At 72.1% G+C, this 21,931-nt stretch carries 15 protein-coding genes; 9 read left to right on the plus strand and 6 right to left on the minus strand.

The window, feature by feature from the left end; genetic code table 11:
- Window positions 1-52: 52 nt before the first annotated feature.
- Entirely contained in the window at window positions 53-2,392 is a 2,340-nt protein-coding gene (locus Dsi01nite_RS22605; RefSeq protein WP_373318812.1) for a putative bifunctional diguanylate cyclase/phosphodiesterase, read from the minus strand.
- A 539-nt stretch (window positions 2,393-2,931) separates the two neighbouring features.
- Here Dsi01nite_RS22605 and moaC point away from each other — a divergent pair.
- Genes moaC through Dsi01nite_RS22625 form a run of 4 tightly spaced genes read left to right on the plus strand, consistent with a single transcriptional unit; the run spans window position 2,932 to window position 5,515 of the window.
- Window positions 2,932-3,408: a cyclic pyranopterin monophosphate synthase MoaC gene (moaC, locus tag Dsi01nite_RS22610; protein WP_275423410.1), complete on the plus strand. Its 477-nt coding sequence runs from the start codon at window positions 2,932-2,934 to the stop codon at window positions 3,406-3,408.
- Window positions 3,390-3,884 carry a MogA/MoaB family molybdenum cofactor biosynthesis protein gene (locus tag Dsi01nite_RS22615; RefSeq protein ID WP_203848336.1) on the plus strand — a complete coding sequence of 165 codons (495 nt, stop codon included), beginning with the start codon at window positions 3,390-3,392 and terminating at the stop codon, window positions 3,882-3,884. The genes moaC and Dsi01nite_RS22615 overlap by 19 nt, the downstream gene beginning before the upstream one ends.
- A gap of 9 nt (window positions 3,885-3,893) precedes the next feature.
- A complete protein-coding gene (locus Dsi01nite_RS22620; protein WP_203848217.1) occupies window positions 3,894-5,096 on the plus strand; it encodes a molybdopterin molybdotransferase MoeA in 1,203 nt (400 codons plus the stop codon).
- Window positions 5,093-5,515: a molybdenum cofactor biosynthesis protein MoaE gene (locus tag Dsi01nite_RS22625; protein WP_203848218.1), complete on the plus strand. Its 423-nt coding sequence runs from the start codon at window positions 5,093-5,095 to the stop codon at window positions 5,513-5,515. The genes Dsi01nite_RS22620 and Dsi01nite_RS22625 overlap by 4 nt, the downstream gene beginning before the upstream one ends.
- A gap of 3 nt (window positions 5,516-5,518) precedes the next feature.
- Here the strand turns inward: Dsi01nite_RS22625 and Dsi01nite_RS22630 are convergent, their stop codons facing one another.
- Complete coding sequence (locus Dsi01nite_RS22630) at window positions 5,519-6,115, minus strand: DoxX family protein (RefSeq protein WP_203848219.1); 597 nt, start codon at window positions 6,113-6,115, stop codon at window positions 5,519-5,521.
- Between the two features lie 54 nt (window positions 6,116-6,169).
- Between Dsi01nite_RS22630 and Dsi01nite_RS22635 the strand changes: the two genes are divergently transcribed.
- The 5 genes from Dsi01nite_RS22635 to Dsi01nite_RS22655 all read left to right on the plus strand — a co-directional run bounded on the left by Dsi01nite_RS22635 (window position 6,170) and on the right by Dsi01nite_RS22655 (window position 14,703).
- The gene (locus Dsi01nite_RS22635; protein WP_203848220.1) at window positions 6,170-7,519 is read left to right on the plus strand and encodes an SWIM zinc finger family protein; all 1,350 of its coding nucleotides are present in this window, start codon (window positions 6,170-6,172) and stop codon (window positions 7,517-7,519) included.
- 439 nt (window positions 7,520-7,958) lie between these two features.
- Window positions 7,959-9,479, plus strand: a complete 1,521-nt coding sequence (locus Dsi01nite_RS22640) for a DUF5691 domain-containing protein (protein ID WP_203848221.1) — start codon at window positions 7,959-7,961, stop codon at window positions 9,477-9,479.
- Window positions 9,476-10,573 carry an ATP-binding protein gene (locus Dsi01nite_RS22645; RefSeq protein WP_203848222.1) on the plus strand — a complete coding sequence of 366 codons (1,098 nt, stop codon included), beginning with the start codon at window positions 9,476-9,478 and terminating at the stop codon, window positions 10,571-10,573. Before Dsi01nite_RS22640 ends, Dsi01nite_RS22645 begins: the two co-directional genes overlap by 4 nt.
- A complete protein-coding gene (locus Dsi01nite_RS22650; protein ID WP_203848223.1) occupies window positions 10,566-13,244 on the plus strand; it encodes a DUF5682 family protein in 2,679 nt (892 codons plus the stop codon). Before Dsi01nite_RS22645 ends, Dsi01nite_RS22650 begins: the two co-directional genes overlap by 8 nt.
- Window positions 13,237-14,703, plus strand: a complete 1,467-nt coding sequence (locus Dsi01nite_RS22655) for a VWA domain-containing protein (RefSeq protein ID WP_239136096.1) — start codon at window positions 13,237-13,239, stop codon at window positions 14,701-14,703. Before Dsi01nite_RS22650 ends, Dsi01nite_RS22655 begins: the two co-directional genes overlap by 8 nt.
- Window positions 14,704-14,932: 229 nt before the next feature.
- On the opposite strand, the gene Dsi01nite_RS22660 is transcribed toward Dsi01nite_RS22655, so the two are convergent.
- The 4 genes from Dsi01nite_RS22660 to Dsi01nite_RS22675 form a co-directional block, all read right to left on the minus strand.
- The gene (locus Dsi01nite_RS22660; RefSeq protein WP_203848224.1) at window positions 14,933-16,141 is read right to left on the minus strand and encodes an ATP-binding protein; all 1,209 of its coding nucleotides are present in this window, start codon (window positions 16,139-16,141) and stop codon (window positions 14,933-14,935) included.
- 278 nt (window positions 16,142-16,419) lie between these two features.
- Window positions 16,420-17,181, minus strand: coding sequence for an LppU/SCO3897 family protein (locus Dsi01nite_RS22665; RefSeq protein ID WP_203848225.1), 762 nt, complete (start codon window positions 17,179-17,181; stop codon window positions 16,420-16,422).
- A 108-nt stretch (window positions 17,182-17,289) separates the two neighbouring features.
- Complete coding sequence (locus Dsi01nite_RS22670) at window positions 17,290-20,541, minus strand: UvrD-helicase domain-containing protein (RefSeq protein WP_203848226.1); 3,252 nt, start codon at window positions 20,539-20,541, stop codon at window positions 17,290-17,292.
- A gap of 21 nt (window positions 20,542-20,562) precedes the next feature.
- The gene (locus Dsi01nite_RS22675) at window positions 20,563-21,930 is read right to left on the minus strand and encodes a metallophosphoesterase (protein ID WP_203848227.1); all 1,368 of its coding nucleotides are present in this window, start codon (window positions 21,928-21,930) and stop codon (window positions 20,563-20,565) included.
- Between the last annotated feature and the right edge of the window lies 1 nt (window position 21,931).

The following is a 21,931-nucleotide window of genomic DNA, read 5'->3' on the forward strand; positions in this document are numbered from 1 at the left end:
GCAGACAGTCCGTAGAGGACGGCGTCGCTGGTCCGGGCGCGTGATGAGGTGGCTATGGCACCCATTCTTGTCCGGGCTCGCCGATGCCGGCGCGGCGGGACCGGCGGTTGCGCGGCAGGCGGATGACGGTGTCGGTGTCGTGCAGTGGCGGTGCGAGCAGGCCCGGCTGGCCGTCGTGGCCGCGTCGCAGTGCGGCGAGGAGCCGGTCGGCGGGCATGGCGCGGGCGAAGAGGTGGCCCTGGCCGGCGGGGCAGCCGAGCTCCCACAGCTGCTGGCGCTGGTCTTCACGTTCGATGCCTTCGGCCACGACGATGAGGCCGAGGCTGCGGCCGAGGTCGACGGTGGAGCGGACGACGGCGCCGGGGGCGGAGGCGTTCATCGCGGCGACGAAGCTCCGGTCGATCTTGAGTTCGTCGACGGCGACCCGGGCGAGGGTGGCCAGTGACGAGAAGCCGGTGCCGAAGTCGTCGAGGGCGAGCCGGATGCCCTGGTTGCGCAGTGCCGCGAGGACGTCGTCGACGACCTCGAGCTTGCTGAGGGTGACGGATTCGGTGAGCTCGATGACGAGCGACGAGGCCTGGACGCCGCGGGCGGCGAGGCGGCGGGCGACCGCGTCGGGGAACGACGGGTCGAGCAGGCTGCGGGGCGACACGTTGACGGCGACGGGGATGGCGTGGCCCGCGTCGGCCCATTGTGAGACGGCGGTCAGCGCCTGGTCGAGGACGGCGTCGGCGAACGCGGAGAGCTGCCCGGACCGTTCGATCGCGGGCAGGAACCGGTCGGGGGCGAGGTCGCCGCGGTCGGGGTGGTTCCAGCGGGTGAGTGCTTCGGCGCCGATGACCTGGCCGGTGGCGAGGTCGACGATCGGCTGGAAGTTGACGACGAACTGGTCTTCGGCGACGGCGCGGGCGAGGTCGCCGCCGAGGGTGAGGGTGCCGATGTCGGCGGTGTCGCGGGCGTGCGCGTAGACGACGACCCGCTGGCCGTCCTGTTTCGCCTGGTACATGGCGACGTCGGCGCGGCGGAGCAGCTCGCCGATGGTGCCTCCGCTGGCGGTGGTGACGCCGCAGCTGGCCTCGACGCTGATGCGCATGTCGTCGAGCTGGATGGGTGGGGCGAGGGCGTCGAGGATCGTGTGGGCGCGCATCTCGGCGAGGGCGGGCGCGCTGAGGTTGGCGAGGATGACGGCGAACTCGTCGCCGCCGAACCGCGCGACCAGGTCGTCTTCGCGGACGGCGGCGGAGAGCCGCTCGCCGACGGTGATGAGGACCCGGTCGCCGGCGGAGTGGCCGAGGGTGTCGTTGACCTCTTTGAAGTGGTTGAGGTCGATGAGCAGGACGCCGACGATGCCGGTGGCGAGGACCTCGTCGCCGTACTGCTGCAGCTTGCGCCGGTTGGCGAGCCGGGTGAGGGGGTCCTGGGCGGCGGCCCGGGCGTGGCTGTCGGCGAGGCGTTGCGTCTCGGCGAACGTGGCGGCGTTGCGCAGGGCGGTGCACAGCGCCGCGGCGAACGTGTGCAGCGTGTAGCCCTCGCGTTCGGAGAGCTTGATCGGGGCGCGGAAGCGCAGGCGGAGTTCGCCCAGGTCGGCGTCGCCGCGGTAGCTCTCCAGGCCGATCGGGATGACGAAGCCGGTCGCGGCGGGCGCGTCGTTCGGGTGGCCGTCGAACAGGATGTCGCGGCCGTTGCTGCGCACCAGGCGCTCCTCGCCGGTCTGCGGGCGGATCTGGACCTCGACCTCGTCGGTGGAGAAGAGCTCGGCGGCCTTGCGTACGGCGGCGTGCAGCACGGCGGTCTCGTCGACGGAGTTGAACTCGTCGGTGGCCTCGGCCAGCCGCTGCCAGGCCTCATTGCCCTGGCGGGCGCGGACCCGGTTGCCGGAGGCGAGGTGGATGCACCACAGCAGCAGCGGCAGGAGCAGCAGGAGCCAGTAGTTGATGTCGTACGCGATCACGGTGACGACGGCGATGCCGAACGTGCCTGCGCGAACGACGGTGAGAATGCCCCAGTCCGCGACGAGCCGCTGGTGGTAGGGCGTCCCGGTCAGCATGGCGAACAACGCTTGCGACACGAGCTCGTCGACGATGGTGTACGCAGCCCAGGCGACCACAGTGGCGATGAGTGCGGCACCAGCCGATCCGATGTGGTGCGAATCGGTCAGAATCGGAGTAAATCCGGCGAGGGCGACGGCTGCGGTTGCCGCAGTGCCGGCGAGCACTTCCTTGCCGGCGTTGAAACTGATCTTCACCGGCACGTGTGTCGGATTCAGGAACTGGTCGGTGAGCTTCCCGATCGCGATGGAAAGGATCACCAACGACGGCGGCAGGAACACCGACGCGGCGATGATGACGGCCGATACGGGCGTCGAGACGTGCAGTGCCGATCGGATCCGCATCTGGACCCGCATGTATCTCCCGCTGGCGACGAGCAGTGTCGGCAGCGGTAGCAGCAAGGTCAGTCGGCCCTGGTCCTTGATCAGCCAAAGTGCTACGAGGACCGCCAAGGCTGCACCGACGACGACGGGACCAACAAGACGCCAGAGGCGCCGGTCGGTCGCGTCGTCGGTACCCAATGGTCTTTGCATCGCGGTCTGCTCATCGTTGCCGATGGTCGTGTGCCTTTGTCAAGGCCGGATTTTTCAGCCCCACTCGTGAATGCGCATTGCTGCCCCCAAGGTCGTTTTCGCGGTTAACGACCCCCGTGGCGCTCGGGCATCGATACATATCGAATTCCCTTGCGTTGAACGAAGCCTAGGGTGCATATCGCAAGTTGCCTATACCCATTTGTCTGTCGACTCATAGTTTGCGAAGAAAGGCAGGGCTTGTCATATTTTGGTAACGTGAAAGTTACTCTCCGTGCATCTGAATCGACGCATGTTCCCACTAGCGTGCATGATCAAACAGATCTCCACTGCACGATCGATAAGGTGATGTCGTGGCACACGAGCTGACCCATGTCGACCAGAGCGGCGCCGCCCGGATGGTGGACGTCGCCGGCAAGGAAATCACCGTCCGGCGTGCGGTTGCGGCTGGTTCCGTCCGCACGACGGCCGCAGTAATAGCGTTGCTGCACGACGGTGCGTTACCTAAGGGCGACGCGTTGGCGGTCGCGCGGATCGCCGGGATCATGGGTGCCAAACGCACGCCCGATCTCATCCCGTTATGTCATCCGATCGCCCTGCATGGGGTGACGATCGACCTTACGTTGCGTGACGACTCGGTGGACATTGAGGTTGCCGCCCGCACGGCCGACCGCACCGGGGTCGAGATGGAGGCGCTCACCGCCGTCGCCGCCGCAGGTCTGGCCCTCATCGACATGATCAAGGCGGTCGACCCGGCCGCCTCGCTGGAAGGGGTTCGGGTGCTCCGCAAGGAAGGCGGCAAGACCGGTCTCTGGGAGCGTGCCTCGTGAAGGCCGTCGTGATCGTCGCGTCCAACCGCGCCTCGGCCGGTGTCTACGCCGACACCAGCGGGCCCCTGCTGGTCGCCGGGCTGCGCGAGCTTGGCTGCGACGTGGGCGACCCGGTCGTCGTCCCGGACGGCCCGCCGGTCGAGGAGGCGCTGCGCGCCGCGGTCGCCGCCGGCACTGACGTGATCCTGACCAGCGGCGGCACCGGCGTCACCCCTACCGACGCCACCCCGGAGATGACCCGGCGGGTGCTGGACTACGAGGTGCCCGGCATCGCGGAGGCCATCCGGGCAGCCGGCGCCGCAAAGGTGCCGACCGCGATCCTGTCCCGCGGGCTCAGCGGGGTCGCCGGCCGCACGCTGATCGTCAACCTGCCCGGCTCGAAGGGTGGCGCCAAGGATGGTCTCGCCGTGCTCGGTCCGGTGCTCGCCCACGCCGTCGACCAACTCCGCGGCGGCGACCACGTCCCCACGGTCTAGGCTCGACGCGTGACGTTACCGATCGCGTGGGCCGATGCCCGCGAGGCGGTGTTCGAGGCGGGCTCGGCGGTCGCGTCGAGCCCCGTGCCCGTCCCCCTCGTCGAGTCCGACGGGCTGACGCTCGCCGAGCCGCTGACCACACTCACCGCACTGCCCGCGTTTCCCACCTCGAGCGTCGACGGCTGGGCCGTCCGCGGCCCGGCACCCTGGCAGATCGTCGGCCGGGTCCTCGCCGGCGACCACGCCGAGCCGCTGACCGCCGAGGGCACCTGCGTCGAGATCGCCACCGGCGGCATGGTGCCCGAGGGCACCCTCTTCGTCGTGCGCACCGAGGACTCCACGGTCGAGGGTCGGCGGGTCGTCTCCGGCGAGCCCCGCAAGATCCCCGACTGGCGGCTGACCGGCGAAGAGGCCGCCCTCGGCGAAGAGCTCCTGCCCGCCGGCACGCCGATCACGCCCGGTGTCATCGGCCTTGCCGCCGCCTGTGGCTACGACACGCTGTCGTGCCGCCCCAAGCCGCGCAGCGCCCTGCTGGTCTTCGGTGACGAGCTGCTGACCGACGGGGTTCCCGGCGGCGGGCGGGTCCGTGACGCGCTCGGCCCGTCGCTGCCGTCGTGGCTGCGCCGGGCCGGCACCGACGTCGTGCACCACCGCGCGCCCGTCGCCGACACCCTCGAGGAGCATGTCGCCGCGCTCCGGGCCGCCGTCAACGCCGGCGCCCAAGTCATCTGCACCACCGGCGGCACCATGCACGGCCCCGTCGACCACCTGCACCCGGCGCTCGCCGAGCTGGGCGCCACCTACATCGTCAACACCGTCGCGGTCCGGCCCGGCTTCCCGATGCTCGTCGCGCAGCTGCCCGGCGGACAGTTCGTCGCGGGCCTGCCCGGCAATCCACAGTCGACGTTCGTGGCGTTGGTGTCGTTGGTACTGCCACTGCTGGCCGGACTGACGGGACGTGCCCAACCGGCCCACTCCACGATCAAACTGGGTGCCGACATCCCTGGCCGCGGCGACTACACACACCTCGCGCTGGTTCGCCGCGATCCACTGGACGGGATGGGATATCCGGTGGCCCATGCCGGCTCCTCGATGCTCAGGGGCCTGGCCAACTCCATCGGCTTCGCGATCATTCCGCCCGGAGGGCGGGGGCTTGCGGGGACGCCGGCGCTGCTCGTACCACTGCCAATTCTGGATGGGGAGCGGGTGTGACCGACCGAATCACGGTGCTGGTGACCGGTGAGCCGATCGATGTGACCTCCCACGAGCTGGCGGTCTCCGACCGTGCCGCGGGTGCGGTCGTGTCATTCGCGGGCGTGGTGCGTGATCATGACGGCGGGCGCGGCGTCGTGGAGCTCGAATACGAGGGCCACCCGAGCGCCGGTGACGTGCTTGCGGAGATCGCCGCGGAGATCGCCGCGGAGCCCGCCGTGCACGCGCTCGCCGTGTCGCACCGGGTCGGCCGGCTGGAGATCGGCGATGTGGCACTCGCGGCGGCGATCTCCACATCGCACCGGGCGGACGCGTTCCTGCTGTGCGCGCGGCTCGTCGACGAGGTGAAGGCCAGGCTGCCGGTGTGGAAGCGGCAGGTCTTCACCGATGGCGAAGAGGAATGGGTCAACTGTCCGTAGCCGTCACGGCAGACGGCGTCCCGCCTGGGCGGCGATCCTGGCGATCCTGGCGTCGCGCAGCACGTGCCTGGCCTCCCGCTGCGCGGTGTGGACCACGTGCTGGGCCTCCCGGCGGGCGGTGCGGGCGGTGTGCCCCGCGCCGCGGCGGGCGACGCGGGCCGTGTTGCGGCTGCGCCACGCGAGGCTCGGCCGGCCCTCGTTGTCCAGCGCCGCGAACAGCAGTCCGCCGATCAGGCCGAGGTTCTTGAGGAAGTTGATCCGCTGCTGGTTGCGCTGCGCCGGGTCGTCGATCTCCCAGAACGCGTGCCCCGCGAGGGTCGTCGGCACCAGCGAACCGGCCAGCACCAGCGCCGCCGGGGTCGTCGCGTGCCCGGTCGCCAGCAGGAGCCCGCCGGCGACCTGGGCCGCACCGTTGACCCGCACCAGCGTCTCCGCGTCGGTCGGCAGGCTCGGATGCACCGCCTTCAACGTCGGCTCCAACCGGTCGGTGACCGGCCGCGCCTTCTCGGCGAGTTTCGCGGGGTCACGGAACGCGGCCCAGCCCTGAATAACGAAGATCGCGGCAAGCATCGAGCGGGCCGCGGTGCGCACGGGTCTCATGCCGGGTTCATACCCAACCACGGAATGTCGTACCCCCTCACTACGCTTCGCAGCATGGCCGAAACTTCGACGGAGACGACGGTCTGGACCACCGACCAGGTCATGGCACTCGCACCCGACTCGTCCGCACAGCGGGCGGCCAGGGGCATGGCCGGCGACCGCGCATGGCTGGAGTCCGGACTCAGCGCCACCGACGACGTCCCGCCGACGATCTGGGGCCTCTGCCAGGGCAGCGGCAGCACGCCCTATCAGACCGCCGTCGATCTCACCGAGCCCGCGTTCAAGTGCACCTGCCCGAGCCGCAAGTTCCCCTGCAAGCACGCCCTGGCCCTGCTGCTGCGCTGGTCGGCGGGGAGCGTCAACGACGCCACCGCACCCGGCTGGGTCCAGGAATGGCAGTCCTCGCGCGCCGCCCGGCGCACGGCACCCGCACCGACCTCGGCCACCGCGCCTGACGGCGGTGGTGGCGGCGGCGGTCGGGCCGCCCCCGGCGAGAAGGCGCAGGCCCGCCGGGCCGACCGGATCTCCGCCGGGCTCGACGAGCTCGACCGCTGGCTCGCCGACCAGGCCCGCGCCGGGTTGGCCAGCGTCGCCAAGAGCGGCTATGCGCACTGGGACACGATGGCCGCCCGGCTCGTCGACGCCCAGGCGGCCGGCGCGGCCGGCATCCTGCGCCGCACCTCGGCGGTCACCAGCTCCCCCGAGCGGCTGCTCGGCGAGCTGGCCCGGCTCCACCTGCTGGTCGGCGGCTACCGTCGGATGGCGGACCTGCCCGAGGACCTCGCCGCGAGCGTCCGCATGCGGGTCGGCCTGCCGATCGCCACCGAGACCGTCCTCGCCGGGCCCGTCCTGCGCGACCGCTGGCAGGTCCACGGTGTCCGTGACGAGATCGAGGACCAGCTCACCGTCCGCCGGGCCTGGCTGCGCGGCGCCTCGACCTCGAAGCCCGTGCTGGTGCTGTCGTTCGCCGTCGCGGGACAGTCCCTGCCGATCGACCTGCTTCCCGGCACCCAGATCGACGCCGACATCTGCCTCTATCCCGGCGGCCAGCCGGCCCGCGCCCTGATCGCGAAGCGGCACGGCCCCCCGGCCCGCATGCCCGCGGTCGCGGGCGCCACCGGCATCGAGGCCAACCTGCGTGCCCACGCCGCGGCCCTCGCCGAGGATCCGTGGCTGGACTACTGGCCGATGACCGTCGACGGGGTCTGCCCCACCCGCGACGGCGGCACCTGGCATCTGGTCGACGCCGACGGGTTCGCCCTGCCGCTCGACCCCGCCTCCGGGGATCCCTGGCGCCTGCTCGCCATCACCGGCGGCCGCCCGACGACCGTCACCGGCGAGTGGTCCGCGGGGGGCCTGCGCCCTCTCGGCGCCTGGTCCGAAGGGCGGTTGGTGCGCCTGTGAGCGGTGTAGAGGGTTGCGTCGGCCGGTTCGCGCTGGAGCGTGGCGGCGCGAGCGGTTCGGGGTGCGGTGGCGACGCGTGGCGCCGGCGTCGGTCGCGGCGCGGCGAGTCGTCTTTCAGCGGCCGTTGGTTGGGTGCGCAGGGTTCGATCGCTGTTGGCGGGGCGTGGTGCCGGCGTTGGTCGCGGCGCGGCGAGTCGTCTTTCAGTGGCCGTTGGTTGGGTGCGCAGGGTTCGATCGCTGTTGGCGGGGCGTGGTGCCGGCGTTGGTCGCAGTGCGGCGAGTCGTCTTTCAGCGGTCGGCGGTTGGCTGTGCGCCCTGTCGATGGGGCGCGGCGCCGCCACGATGTGCCGGACCACTCACACCGCCACGCAACGCCCGCCGGCGGTCATGGACGCCGGCGGAACTCGGGTCGGTGTCGGAGCGCAGCGGAGGTGACGGCGTGAGCGAGCTGCCGGACTGGGGCGACGTCCTGGCGACGGCGCTGGTCGGGACGCAGCGGCGGCATCTTCCGGCAGGCGACGGCGACCCCGCCGAGGTCCTGCTCGACGCCGCGGCTGCCCTGACGATGTATCGACGCGCCGGCGTGGCCGCCCGCTCCGGGGTCACGGTGCCGCAGCCCGCACCCGACGACTCCGGGATCCCGCTGGTGCCATGGCCGGCGTCGGCCCGCGCCGCGGACCTGCTCGCGGTGGACGCCGCGGGTTACGGCTCCAGCAACGCGACACCGGTGCGTGACGCCGACGGCCGGCTGGAGCTGCTCGCGGAGTGGCTGGGCGCGGTCGGACCGCGACGGGTGCCCGGCGACCTGCTGCCCGCGCTGCTGGAGGTCGGCCGGCGGCACCGGATTCTGCGGACGCTGATCGCCGCGGTGGGCGGGCCGCGGGCCGAGTGGCTGGCCGCCCAACGACCCGACTGGGGCTACCTCGTCACCGCGCCGATCGACGGGCCCGCCGACGACGGCAGCGCGTGGGAGCTGGGGTCGATCGGGCGGCGGGTGGGGTTCCTGACCGCGCTGCGGCGCCGGGATCCCGACGCGGCCCGCGACCTGCTGCGCACCGCCTGGCCGACCGAGACACCCGACGACCGGGCGGCGCTGCTCGGCGCCCTGGTCACCGGGCTGTCCAACGCCGACGAGGCCGTCCTGGAGACGGCCCTCGACGACCGGCGCAAGGAGGTGCGGGCGGCCGCGGTCGAGCTGCTCGCACTCCTGCCCGACAGTGCCTACGCACGGCGGATGGCCGAGCGTTCGACAGCCTGCGTGCTGGTCAACGGTGGCCGGATCGTGGTCGCGCCACCGGCCGCGTGCGACAAGGCGATGCGCCGCGATGGGATCACGCCGCGCCCGCCGGTGGGCGTCGGCGAGCGGGCCTGGTGGCTGGAGGAGCTGCTCACCCGGACCCCGTTGCGGGTGTGGGGCGAGCCGGACGCGTTCCTGCGCCTGCCCGTGACCGACGAGTGGGCCGCGGTCCTGCGCCGCGGGCTGGCCCGGGCCGCCGCAGGGCAGCGTGACGCGCGGTGGGCGACCGCGCTGACCGGCCAGCTGACCGAGGAGGTCGCGGCCGGTGGACGGCCCGACGACCGGCTGCTGCTCGAGGCGCTCTATGACGCGCTGCCGTCCGACGCGCTGTCCGCGATCGCGGTCGAAGTCCTGCGTCGCGGCCTCGCCGGCGCGGCCGCGGTCGGCGTCGAGCACGTGCTGGAGCTGTGCCCGCGACCGTGGCCACCGGCGCTCGTCGAGGCGGTGTTCGCCGCGCTCGACGACCTCGGCGGACGTCGTTCGGCGGGGTGGCGGCTGGCCGGGCTGTGCGAGCTGGCCGCGCTGCGACTGCCCGCGGACGCCGCGGACCGGGCGGTCAAGTTCGCTGCCGGCCTGGCGTCCGATGATCCGATGTCCTCCATCGTCGGCCGTTTCGCCGACACCCTCCGGTTCCGACAAGACATGCTCGAGGAGCTCGCGTGACCAGCACAGTCGAAGCGCAGGCAGTCCAGCGGCGGCACGCCGAGGACGAGTTCGCCGCCGAGCTGGCCGCACTGGCCGCCGGCGACGACCGCCCGCGGCCGCCGGGGTGGCTGCTGTCCCCAGCAGCCGTGGTGACGTACCTGCTCGGCGGGGCCGCCGCCGATGGCACCGTGATCATCCCGAAGTACGTCGGCTCACGCCGGTTGATGGAGGTGGCGGTCGCGACTCTCGCCACCGACCGGGCGCTGCTGCTGCTCGGCGTCCCCGGCACCGCCAAGACCTGGGTGTCCGAGCACCTGGCGGCGGCGGTCAGCGGGGACTCGACGCTGCTGGTCCAGGGCACCGCCGGCACCCCCGAAGAGGCGATCCGCTACGGCTGGAACTACGCCCGCCTGCTGTCGGACGGCCCCAGCCGGGCCGCGCTCGTGCCCAGCCCGGTGCTGCGCGCCATGGCCGACGGCAGGATCGCGCGGATCGAGGAGCTGACCCGCGTGCCGTCCGACGTGCAGGACAGCCTGATCACGATCCTGTCGGAGAAGACCCTGCCGGTCCCCGAGCTCGGCGAGGAGGTGCAGGCCCGCAAGGGGTTCAACGTCATCGCCACCGCCAACGACCGCGATCGCGGCGTCAACGAGCTCTCCTCCGCGCTGCGCCGCCGGTTCAACACCGTCGTCCTGCCCGTGCCGGGCGGGGTCGAGGAAGAGGTCGACATCGTGTCCCGCCGGGTTGCCGCTCTCGGCAAGGCGCTCGAGCTGCCCGAGTTGCCGCCCGCGGTCGACGAGATCCGCCGGGTCGTGACCGTGTTCCGCGAGCTGCGCAACGGCGCCACCGAGGACGGGCGCACCAAACTGAAGTCACCGAGCGGCACGCTGTCGACGGCCGAGGCGATCTCCGTCGTCACCAACGGCCTCGCACTCGCCGCACACTTCGGCGACGGGGTGCTCCGTGCCGGCGACGTCGCCGCCGGCATCCTGGGCGCGGTCGTCAAGGACCCGGTCTCCGATCAGGTCGTCTGGCAGGAGTACCTGGAAACCGTCATCAGAGAGCGAGAAGGCTGGCGCGACTTCTACCGGGCGGCCCGTCGCGGTGAGTGAGCCGCTGCTGCTCGGGGTGCGCCACCACGGGCCCGGGTCGGCGAGGGCGGTCCGCCGTGCCCTCGCCGCGTTCCAGCCCGACGTGATCCTCATCGAGGGCCCCCCTGAGGCCGACCCGCTGGTGCCGTTCGCCGGCGACGAGGACATGCGTGCTCCGGTGGCGCTGCTGGCGTACCCAGCCGACAACCCCGACCCGAAGCTCCGCGCGTCGTTCTGGCCGTTCGCCGAGTTCTCCCCCGAGTGGCAGGCGATCCGCTGGGCGGTCGCGTGTGAGATCCCGGTGCGTTTCATCGACCTGCCGGCAGCGGTCCGGCTGGCCTCCGGCACCCCGGCCGCCCCGACTCCGGCCGACGACACGGTGCGCATCGACCCGATCGGCGCCCTGGCCGAGGCGGCCGGGTATGACGATCCAGAGCGGTGGTGGGAGGACGTCGTCGAGCACCGGCAGGAGACCCAGCCGGCATGGACGACCACAGTCACCGACACCACCGGGATTCCCGTCTCCCACGACCTCGGCCGCACCACGGACAGGTCGACGGGCCGGACAGCCACGGGCGGGACCACCGCGGGCGGGGCCCGTGACGGTGGGGCCGGTGCCGGTGCCGGTGCCGGAGGCGTCGGTGCGGGCGGGACCACCGCGGGCGGGGCTGGCGCGGGTATGGCTGGTGTCGGAGGTGCTGGCGCGGGCGGGGTAACCGCAGGCATGGCCACTGACGGTGGGGCTGGTGCTGGAGGCGCTGGCCCGGCCGGGGCTGGTGCGGCCGGGGTCGGAGGTGCTGGCGGCGGGGCGACCGCGGGTGGGGGCAGTGCCGGGGGAGTTGCCGCCGAAGGGCTGGGTGGGCCGGGGTCGTTGTTCGCCGCGGAGCCCGACATCGACGAGGAGCGGCTGGCGGCGGCGGTCGCACCTTTCGCGGCGATCGCCGAGGCAATGGCCGTGGTCAGGGCCCATGCGCCGGCGCCGCCCGAGGCCGAGCGGGTCGACGAGGAGCGGCGCGAGGCGCACATGCGGCAGGCGCTCCGGGCGGCGACGAAGGAGTTCGACCGGGTGGCCGTCGTGTGCGGGGCGTGGCACGTGCCGGCGTTGACCGCGCCGCTGCCCAGTGCGTCGTCCGATGCCGCGGTGCTCAAGGGGCTGCCGAAGGTCAAGGTCGCGATGACCTGGGTGCCGTGGACGCATGCGCGGCTGGCGTCCTGGCAGGGGTACGGCGCAGGCGTCCGCTCGCCCGGCTGGTATCACCATCTGTTCACGGCGGTGGACGAGCACGTGGTGGCGCGGTGGCTGGTGCGGGCCGCGGGTGTGCTGCGCAAGGACGGCGTGCCGGTGTCCAGCGCGCACGTCATCGAGGCGACCCGGCTGGCCGAGGCGCTCGCGACGATGCGCGGGCGGCCGCTCGCCGGGCTGGCCGAGGTCACCGACGCGGCGCACGCGGTGCTCTGCGACGGCGACGACCTGCGCCTCAGCCTGATCAACCGGCGGCTGGTGGTCGGTGACCGGCTCGGGCGGGTGCCGGACCAGACCCCCGGGGTGCCGATCGCGCGGGACGTGGCCAGCAGCCAGCGCCGGCTGCGGCTCCAGCCGGCGGTGAGCAGCCGCGAGATCGACCTGGACCTGCGGCGCGACCTGGACCTGCAGCGCAGCCAGTTGCTGCACCGGCTCCGGTTGTTGGGGGTGGACTGGGGTCAGGTGCTGGCCAACCGGAAAGGGCGCGGCACGTTCTGGGAGTCGTGGCAGATCGCGTGGCAGCCGGAGTTCGCGGTCGATCTGGTCGAGGCCGGCGTGTACGGGACCACGGTCCGTGAGGCGGCCACCGCCCGGGTCGCTGAGCAGGCCGCCGAGGCCGAGACCCTTGCCGACGTGACGGCGCTGGTTGAGCGGTGCCTGCTGGCGGACCTGCCGGACGCGCTGCCGGGAGTGCTCGACGCGCTCGACGAGCGGATGGCGCTCGACGCCGACGTCGCGCACCTGATGGACGCGTTGCCCGCGCTCGCTCGCACGCTGCGGTACGGCGATGTGCGCGGCACCGACCTGTCAGCGCTGCGCTCGGTGACGCACGGCATGATCACGCGGGTCTGTGTCGGCCTGCCGGCGGCGGTCGGTGGGCTCGACGACGCGGCGGCGGCGGTGATGCGCGACCGGATCGACGGGGTGCAGGGCGCGCTGGCGTTGATCGACGACGTCGACGCCAGCCAGCGGTGGCAGGCGCTGCTCGGCGGTCTGTCCACCCGTGACGACCTGCACGGGCTGCTCACCGGGCGGATGAGCCGGTTGCTGCTCGATGCGGGCACCGTGGACGCCGACGAGATCGGCGCAAGGATGGCGCTGGTGCTGACCGTCGGCGTGCCGGTTGCCAAGGCCGCCGCGTGGATCGAAGGGTTCCTCGCCGGCGACGGGCTGCTGCTGGTCCACGACGAGCGGTTGCTGGCACTGGTCGACGCCTGGTTGACCGGCATTCCGGCGGATGGGTTCGTCGAGGTGCTGCCGCTGCTCCGGCGGACGTTCAGCGGGTACCCCGCACCGCAGCGCCGCATGATCGGCGAACGGGCCGCGCACCTGGGCTCCGGCGGACGCCCCCGAGCCGGCGAGCACGACGACCAGGTCGACCCGGACCGCGGCGCGCTGCTGCTTCCGGTTGTGGCACAGCTGCTGGGCAAGGAGCCGCACCATGCATGACCAGAGCCGCGACCAGAGCGAAAGCCACGACCACGGCCACGGCGCGAGCCACGGCCAGAGCCCGAGTCATGACAACGGCCAGAGCCACGGCGCGAGCCAGAGCCACGACGCGAGCCCGAGCCACGACGCGAGCCCGAGCCACGACGCGAGCCCGAGCCACGACGCGAGCCCGAGCCACGGCGCGAGCCAGAGCCACGACGCGAGCCCGAGCCACGGCGCGAGCCACGGCCAGAGCCTGAGTCATGACAACGGCCAGAGCAAAGGCCACGGCAATAGCCCGGGTCAAAGCCACGACGACCACGCCGAAGACCAGCACGACGAGCGCCTCCGCCGGTGGCGGCTGGCGCTGGGTGGGGCATCCGGCGGCGAAGGCACCGGTCACAGCCTCACCGGCGCCGACGTGTCGATCGACGCGGCGCTCGGCGCACTGTACGACAGTGGCGAAGGCACCGGCAGCCAACGCGGTGCCGGGCTCGGCGCCTCGGCGCCACGGGTCGCTCGCTGGCTCGGTGACATCCGGCAGTACTTCCCGTCGACGGTCGTCCAGGTGATGCAGGCGGACGCGATCGAGCGGCTCGACCTGACCCGGCTGCTGTTGGAGCCGGAGATGCTCGACGCCGTCGAACCGGACGTGCATCTCGTCGGGACGCTGCTGTCGCTCAACCGGGTCATGCCGGACAAGAGCAAGCGGGCCGCACGCAAGGTCGTCGCGAAGGTCGTCACCGAGTTGGAGCGGCGCATCGCGCAGCCGACCAGGACCGCGCTGGCCGGGGCACTCAACCGGGCCGCGCGGATCAACCGGCCCCGCCACCACGACATCGACTGGAACCGGACCATCCGGGCGAACCTCAAGCACTACCAGGCCGAGCACCGCACGATCGTCCCGGAGCGACTGGTCGGGTACGGCCGCCGGGCCCAGTCGGTGCAGCGTGACGTCGTGCTGTGCGTCGACCAGTCCGGCTCGATGGCCGCGTCCGTCGTGTACTCGGGGGTGTTCGCCGCGGTGCTCGCCTCGATGCGGTCGCTGAAGACGTCGCTCGTGGTGTTCGACACCGCCGTGGTTGACCTGACCGACCAGCTCGCGGACCCGGTCGACGTGCTGTTCGGCACCCAGCTCGGCGGTGGGACGGACATCAACCGCGCCATCGCGTACGGCCAGCAGCTCATCACCCGCCCACGCGACACGATCTTCGTGCTGATCAGCGATCTGTACGAGGGCGGCGTGCGCGAGGAGATGCTCCGGCGGGTGGCCGCGATGACCTCCGCCGGCGTGCAGGTGATCGCGTTGCTGGCGCTGTCCGACGAGGGCGCCCCGGACTACGACCACGAGAACGCGGCGGCGCTCGCGGCGCTGGGGGTGCCGGCGTTCGCCTGCACGCCCGACGTCTTCCCCGACCTGATGGCCGCCGCCATCGAACGCCGGGACCTGCGAGGCGTCATCGAACGAGCAAAAGCCTAGATCGAACGCAAAGCGCCGACGACCGGGAGAGCACAGCGCCGACGACCGGGAGAACACGGCACCCGACGAGCGGGAGAACACGGCACCCGACGAGCGGGAGGGTCGAAGACCGAGCGGGTCGAAGGCCGAGCGTGCGAGCGGGAAAGAAGAGGGAAGAAGAAGGGAAGAGGCGAGCGGCCGAAGACCGAGAGGGCGAGCGGCGCCGAAGCGGGGAAGCGGGCAAGAAGACCTAGTCGGACGGCTGCGAGCGGATGTAGCGGGCGAAGTGCGGCACCGTGAAAGCGACAGTGCCCCGCTCGCCCGAGTAGATGAGGCCCTTCTTGATCAGGGCGTCGCGGGCCGGTGACAGGCTCGCCGGGCGGCGGCCGAGCGAGCGGGCGATCTCCGCCGTCGGCACCGCCTCGGACACGTCGACGGCGGGCAGGAGCGTCGCCATCGAGCGCATGTATTCGCGCTCGGCCGGGGTGGCCCGCTCGTAGCGGGAGCCGAAGAAGCCGACGGCCAGCTCCGCCTCGGCCTCCGGGGCCGCCACCCGGACGTCCGCGGCGGTGATGGGCGAGTGAGGCGCGTGGTCCCAGGTCGCCTTGCCGTAGGCCTGCACGAAGTACGGGTAGCCGCCCGAGGCCTCGTAGAGCGCGTCGAGCGCCTTGGCCTCGTATTCGACCTCTTCCCGCAACGCGGGTGCGGTGAGGGCGAGGTCGGCCGCGATCCGGTCGAGCCGGTCGATGCGCTGGTAGCGGAAGAGCCGCTCGGAGTAGGACTTCGACGCGGTGAGCAGGGCCGGGAGGTGCGGCAGTCCGGCGCCGACCACGATCAGCGGCGCACCCGTCTGCGACAGCTCGTGGCACGCCGCGCACATCGCCGAGATGTCGTCGGCCGACAGGTCCTGCATCTCGTCGATGAAGATCGCCACGCCGGTGCCGACATCGGTGGCGACGCTGGCGGCGTCGGTGAAGAGCTCGACAAGGTCGATCTCGATGTCGCCGGAGTCGGCGCGGCCGGTGGTCGCCGGGACGTCGATCCCGGGCTGCCACCGGTCCCGGAGCTTCGCCGGCGGCTTGTTGGGGTCCTCCCGGACCGCGAACGCCTTCAGCACCCCGAGGAACTCGTCGATCCGGTCGGGCGCCCGGTGGTGCGGGGCGAGCTCGCGGATGGCCATGTGCAGCGCCGCCGACAACGGCCGGCGCAGCGACTGGTCGGGCCGCGCCTCGATCTTGCCGGTGCCCCACAGGCGCGAGATCGCCTGCGAGCGCAGCGTGTTGAGCAGCACGGTCTTGCCCACGCCACGCAGGCCGGTGAGCATCAGTGAGCGCTCGGGGCGTCCACGGGCGACGCGCTCGAGGACAACTTCGAATGCCTGGAGCTCACGGTCGCGGCCGGCCAGCTCAGGGGGCCGCTGCCCGGCGCCGGGCGCATACGGGTTCCGAACAGGATCCACGATCGCAGAGTATCGGCGTCTCTAGCCAGAACGCTAGAACCGCATAGAGAGCCCTTGTGGCGTGTCGTGCCTTATCTAGCAAAGTCTAGGGCACACGCAAGAGAGGCATAGATCAGGCCATCGAACACCTGTCCGCCACGCTCGAACTAATGTACTACACGCCCTCGGGGGCGCCGCGCAAGGGGGGTCAAACAAACGTTCGAGTCAACCTACCGTGCAAACGAACGTGGGCCACGGCGGGGTACCCCACCATGGCCCACGAACGCGTCCGGGAGCGGTTAGTTCCTCAGCTTGAGGCACAGCACGAAGTCCTCGCTGTCGAGGGTGCTGTCGTAGAAGTAGTCGTGCGTGTAACCGGTCACGCCGTTGCACTTGGACTTGTCCGTCGTGTTCGGGATGCGCTTGAGCACCTCGAACGTTGCCGGCGCACAGGTGGCCTTCACCATCTTGGGCGCCTGCGGGGTGCCCTGGTTGACCAGGCACTCGCCGACCTTCACCGTCTTGGCGTCGCCGGCCTGCACGCCACCGGGCGCCGATGAGGACGCGCCACTCGGCGCCGCACTGCCTGAGGGCTTGGCGGAGGTGCTGGTCTTCGTCGTCGGTGAGGTGGTCGTCGGGGACGACTTCTTGTCCTTCGTGACATACCAGATGCCGAAGCCACCGGCGCCGCACAGGACCAGCACGATGATGACGACCAGCGCCACCGTGCCGCCGGCACCCCTGCGGCGGGGCGGCGCGACCGGCGGGCCCCACTGCTGCGTGCCGCCTTGGGCGGGACCGGGCGGCTGGCCGTAGGCGGGCTGCTGGTAGGTCCCGGTCTGCGGGTAGTTGCCCCCGTAGGGTCCACCGGACTGTGGCTGCTGACCCCACTGCGGTGGCTGGCCGTAAGGATCCGGCTGCTGACCGTAGGGGTCAGGCGGTCCGTACTGCCCGGGCGGCGGACCATACGGGTCCGGCTGGCCATAGGGATCCTGCTGGCCGCCCTGCCAGGGGTCCTGCGGTTGGCCCTGATACGGGCCCGGCGGTCCGTAACCCGACATATGATCCTCCTGCTCCGCGAAGCTCCAGGCAGCCTAGTTGCGTCGATGTTGCCACGGTAGCGCCACCCCCCGACACTTCCACCTCACGGATTCACGACAGGTCGGGGTTCAGATAAGGCGGAGCTGCCGATCCTTGGGCTTGCGGGGGGCCGCGGGACCGCGCCGCTCCAACAGCCCGGGGTCGATGGAGGACAGGAACGGCGTCGGTGCCATGTCGCGCTCCGACCCGTGCCGGAAGCGCGTCCGGCTGTGCGAAAGGAAGAGCCGGTCCTGCGCGCGGGTCAGCCCGACGAAGAACAACCGGCGTTCCTCGGCGATGTCGTCCTCGGAGCGGCCCTGCGAGCCGGGCCGGCCCTGCGAGCCGGGCATCCGCAGCGGCAGCAGCCCGTCCTCGCAGCCGACCAGGAACACGACCGGAAACTCGAGCCCCTTCGACGCGTGCAGGGTCAGCAGCGTCACCCGGTCCGCACGCGGGTCCCAGCCGTCGACCTCGGCGCCGGTCGCGAGGGCGCCCAGGAACTCGTCCAGATCGCTTCCCGCCCGCAACGCCGGCGGCGTCATCAGCTCGACCGCGGTCCACACGTCGGCCTCGGTCAGCCCGATCACATCGCTGTCGAGCTGGCCGCAGCGCCCCGCGACGACCTGGCCGGCCAGCCGCACCCGGGCCGCGATAGACCCGCCGAGACCGGTCGCGAAGCGCAGCTCACGCGCGATGGCGGCGACGCCGGGCCGGTCCAGCAGCCGGTCGTGCGAGCGCTTCTGCACCGGCACGCCCGCCCGCGACAGCGCGTCGACGATCGGCGCCGACTGTGCATCCGTGCGGTACAGCACCGCGATGTCGGAGAACGACATGGCCCCGATCGCCGCCCGGGAGTCGACCCGGTTGTCGTGCGAACGGTGCGACAGGCCGCCGACCAGCTCGTCGACGGTGCGGACCACGAAGTCGGCCTCGTCGGCGACGGACATGGCCGGATACAGCCCGACCATCGGCGCTTCCAGGTCCAGCCGGGCCGGGTCGAGGCGCCGCCCCGGCACCAGGGTCGTCGGCGCGATGGCCTGCACGGCCGCGGCGAGGATCGGCGCCGACGAGCGGTAGTTGCGGGTGAGCCGCACGACCCGGGCGTCGATGTCCGGCGTGGAGAAGTCCACGGCGAAGCGCAGGAAGAACGAGACCTCGGCGCCGCGGAACGAGTAGATCGCCTGGTCCGGGTCGCCGATCGCGCAGAGGTTGCCGCCCGGTGGGCACAGCAGGCGCAGCAGGTCGTACTGCACCGGGTCGACGTCCTGATACTCGTCGACGAAGATCCATTGCCAGCGGTCCCGGTAGCGGTCGACCAGCGCCGGCGACTCGGTGAGCAGCTGCACGCTGAGCGTCAGCAGCTCGTCGAGCGACACCATGTCCCGCGCCCGCAACGCCTTCGCCAGGGCCTCGCGGGTCGACGGCTCCATCGCAGCGAGGGCCCGCCGGGCCTCGCGCTCCGACAGCGGATCGAGGGCCGCCAGCAGGTCGGCCTCCTCGGCGATGCGGAACTTCGGGGTCAGCCCGACCGCGGCGGCGTTCTCCCGCAGGATCGACAGCCCCAGCGCGTGGAACGTCGACACCGTCACCGCCTCGGTCACCGGCCCGAGCAGGCCCTCCAGCCGCTCCCGCAGCTCCTCCGCGGCCCGCCGAGTGAACGTGATCGCCAGGCACTCCTCCGGGTACACGTCCAGCTCGGCACACAGGTACGCGATGCGGTGCGTGAGCGTGCGGGTCTTGCCGGTGCCGGGGCCGGCCACGATCAGCAGCGGGCCGCCGGGCGCGGACGCCGCCACCCGCTGCAGCGCGTCGAGGCGGTCGAGCAGGCCCGTGCCGACCTCCTCCATCCCCGCCAGCATCGGCTCGAGCGGCTCATGCGGCGAGGCGGGCGCGGAGATCGGTGGGGGTGGCTCGGGCGACGAGGCGGGCGCGGGACGCCGGCGTTTCGCGGCGGGCTTGGGCGCCGACTCCGCCTTGCGCTGTTTCGGCAACTGCGGCATCGGTACGTCGAACAGCACGTCCTCCTGCACCCCGCGGGAGCGCAGCTCCTCCGGTGCGAAGAGCTTGATGATCCCGTATTCGCCGTCGTAGCCGGGCGTGCGGTGCACCTCGCCGCGGCGCAACCGGGCGATGCCCTCGCCGAGCAGCTCGCCACCGGCGCGGGTGATCTCCTCGACCGGGACCTCACGCAGGATCGCCAGCTCCGAGCCCAGCTCGGCGACCAGCGAGGTCAGCGCCGCGTCGACGGTCTTGGACTTCGGGCCGACACCGTGGATCTCGCCGAGGATCTCGTGCAGCTGGATCAGGTGGGTGACCTGGGGCGCGCCGGGCGGCACGTAGCCGTCGGCGCGGTCGGCGAGCTCCTCGACCCGGTGCAGCACGCCGACGGTGAGCGCCTTGCCGCAGACCGGGCACAGGCCCTCGGCGTCGCGGGTCTGGGCCGGGAGCCAGTTCACGTCGCAGGCGCGGTGCCCGTCGCCGTGGTACTTGCCCTCCTCGGGGAAGAACTCGATCGTGCCGGCGAGCCCGTCACCGGTGCGCAGCGCGTCGCGGACCTTGAAGTAGTCCAGCTCGCTGGTCAGCAGGGTCGCCTCGCGGGCCAGGGCCGGCGGGGAGTGCGCGTCGGAGTTGGAGACCAGCCGGTAGCGGTCCAGCGACGACACCCGCCAGTTCATCGCCGGGTCGGACGACAGGCCGGTCTCGACCGCGAAGATGTGCTCGGCCAGGTCGGCGTAACAGTCGGCGATCGCGTCGAAGCCCGACTTGGAGCCCAGCGCGGAGAACCACGGCGTCCAGATGTGCGCTGGGACCAGGAATCCGTCGGGGCTGGCCGTCAGCGTGATCTCGAGCAGGTCGCGCGAGTCGAGGCCGAGGATCGGCCGGCCGTCGGAGCCGAGGTTGCCGATCCGCCCCAGCGCGGTGTTGAACCGGGCGGCGGCCTCGAAGTCCGGCTGGTAGATCAGATGGTGCACCTTGCGGGTCCGGTCGTCGCGCTTGTAGATCGTGGAGATCTCCACCGACAGCATGAACCGGACCGGCGAACCCTCGGCGCCGTCGGACAGCCGGCCGGGCAGGCGGCGCAGGATGTCCGCCTCGCGGTCCGGGTGCAGGCGGAACAGGCCCGGCTCCGCCGGGACGAGCGCCTCACGCAGGTGGTCGTGCCAGGCCGGGTGGGTGAAGTCGCCGGTGCCGAGGAGCGTGATGCCCTTGCGCCGGGCCCACCAGGTGAGCGTCTCGATGCTGAGGTCGCGACTGCACGCCCGGGAGTACTTCGAGTGGATGTGCAGATCAGCGACGAACGAGTGGTCGGCGACGTTCGGAGGCACGCCGCATCCTGTCACACGCCCACCGGCCGTCGCCTGCTACGCGCCGCGCAGCTCAATGATCGAGATGTCAGGCGGCGCACCGAATCGCACCGGCGGCCCCCAGAAACCGGCGCCCCGCGTCACGTAGACCTGGGTGCCGTCGACCGTGCCGAGACCGGCCACCACCGGCGCCTCCAGGCCGACCAACAGGTTGAACGGCACCATCTGGCCGCCGTGGGTGTGCCCGGACAGCTGCAGGTCGACGCCGTGTTTCGCCGCGTCGTGCGCCTGCACCGGCTGGTGGGCGAGCAGCACGACCGGCCGGGACGCGTCACGACCGTCGAGCGCCTTGACGAAGTCGGGTCCGTCGCCGACGTCCTCGCCGGTCACGTCGTTGACCCCGGCGAGGTCCAGGCCCTGGACGTCGACGCGCTCGTTGCGCAGGACCCGGACACCCAGCGAGTTCACCTCGTCGATCCACTCCTGGTAGCCGGAGAAGTACTCATGGTTGCCGGTGACGAAGAAGCTGCCATGGCGCGCCCGCAGGTCCTGCAACGGCTCGGCGGCCGGGCCGAGCTCGGCGACCGAACCGTCGACCAGGTCGCCGACGATCGCCACCAGGTCCGCGTCGACCGAGTTGATCATCCGGACGATCCGCTCGGTGTGCGACCTGCCCAGCAGCGGCCCGAGGTGGATGTCGGACACCAGGGCGATCTTGAAGCCGGCCATGCTCGCGGGGAGCTTCGCCAGCCGGATCGGCACCCGCTTCAACACCGGCGCGCTCTTCGCCTGCCATGTGCCGATGCCGACGGCCGCCACGGACAGCGCCCCCGCCGTCGCGGCGAGGGACCGCCCGAGCAGCAGCCGGCGGGACGGATCGAACCGGCCCTCCACCGCGGCCGGGGGCGGCTCCGACGAGGACCGGGCCGCCGCGACGGCGCTCCCGCCGTCCACGGCCACCGCGCCGTCCACAGGATCCGCCGTGCCGGCCGCCCGGTTTTCCACAGCGCCGGCGGCCTCGTCCACAACCCCCTGCACAGGTCGGGTCCCTGTGTCCACAGGCAGCACGCCGTTGTCCACAGAGTTATCCACAGGCTGCACCGGCGTCCGCCGGGTCCAGCCGCGCAGCGCCAGTCGCGGCAGCTCCAGCAGCGCCAGCGTCACCAGCAGGTAGAACATCAGGGCCAACCACAGGAACCCGGGCCACGCCAGCACCGGCTGCGCGTGCAGCGGCAGCACCCGCGAACCGACCAGCGTCACCGGGATCAGCACCCCGAGCAGCACCACGACCAGGGCGCCGACCCTGCGGCCGCGCCGCGTGGTCACCACGTCCTTGACGAGCCGTTTCCACAGATACCAGTGGATTCCGCCCACGACGAGCAGCACGACGAGCAGCGCGATGATCAGGAAAAGCGCAGTGGACACG

The organism is Dactylosporangium siamense (assembly GCF_016862795.1).
Classification (GTDB): domain Bacteria; phylum Actinomycetota; class Actinomycetes; order Mycobacteriales; family Micromonosporaceae; genus Dactylosporangium; species Dactylosporangium siamense.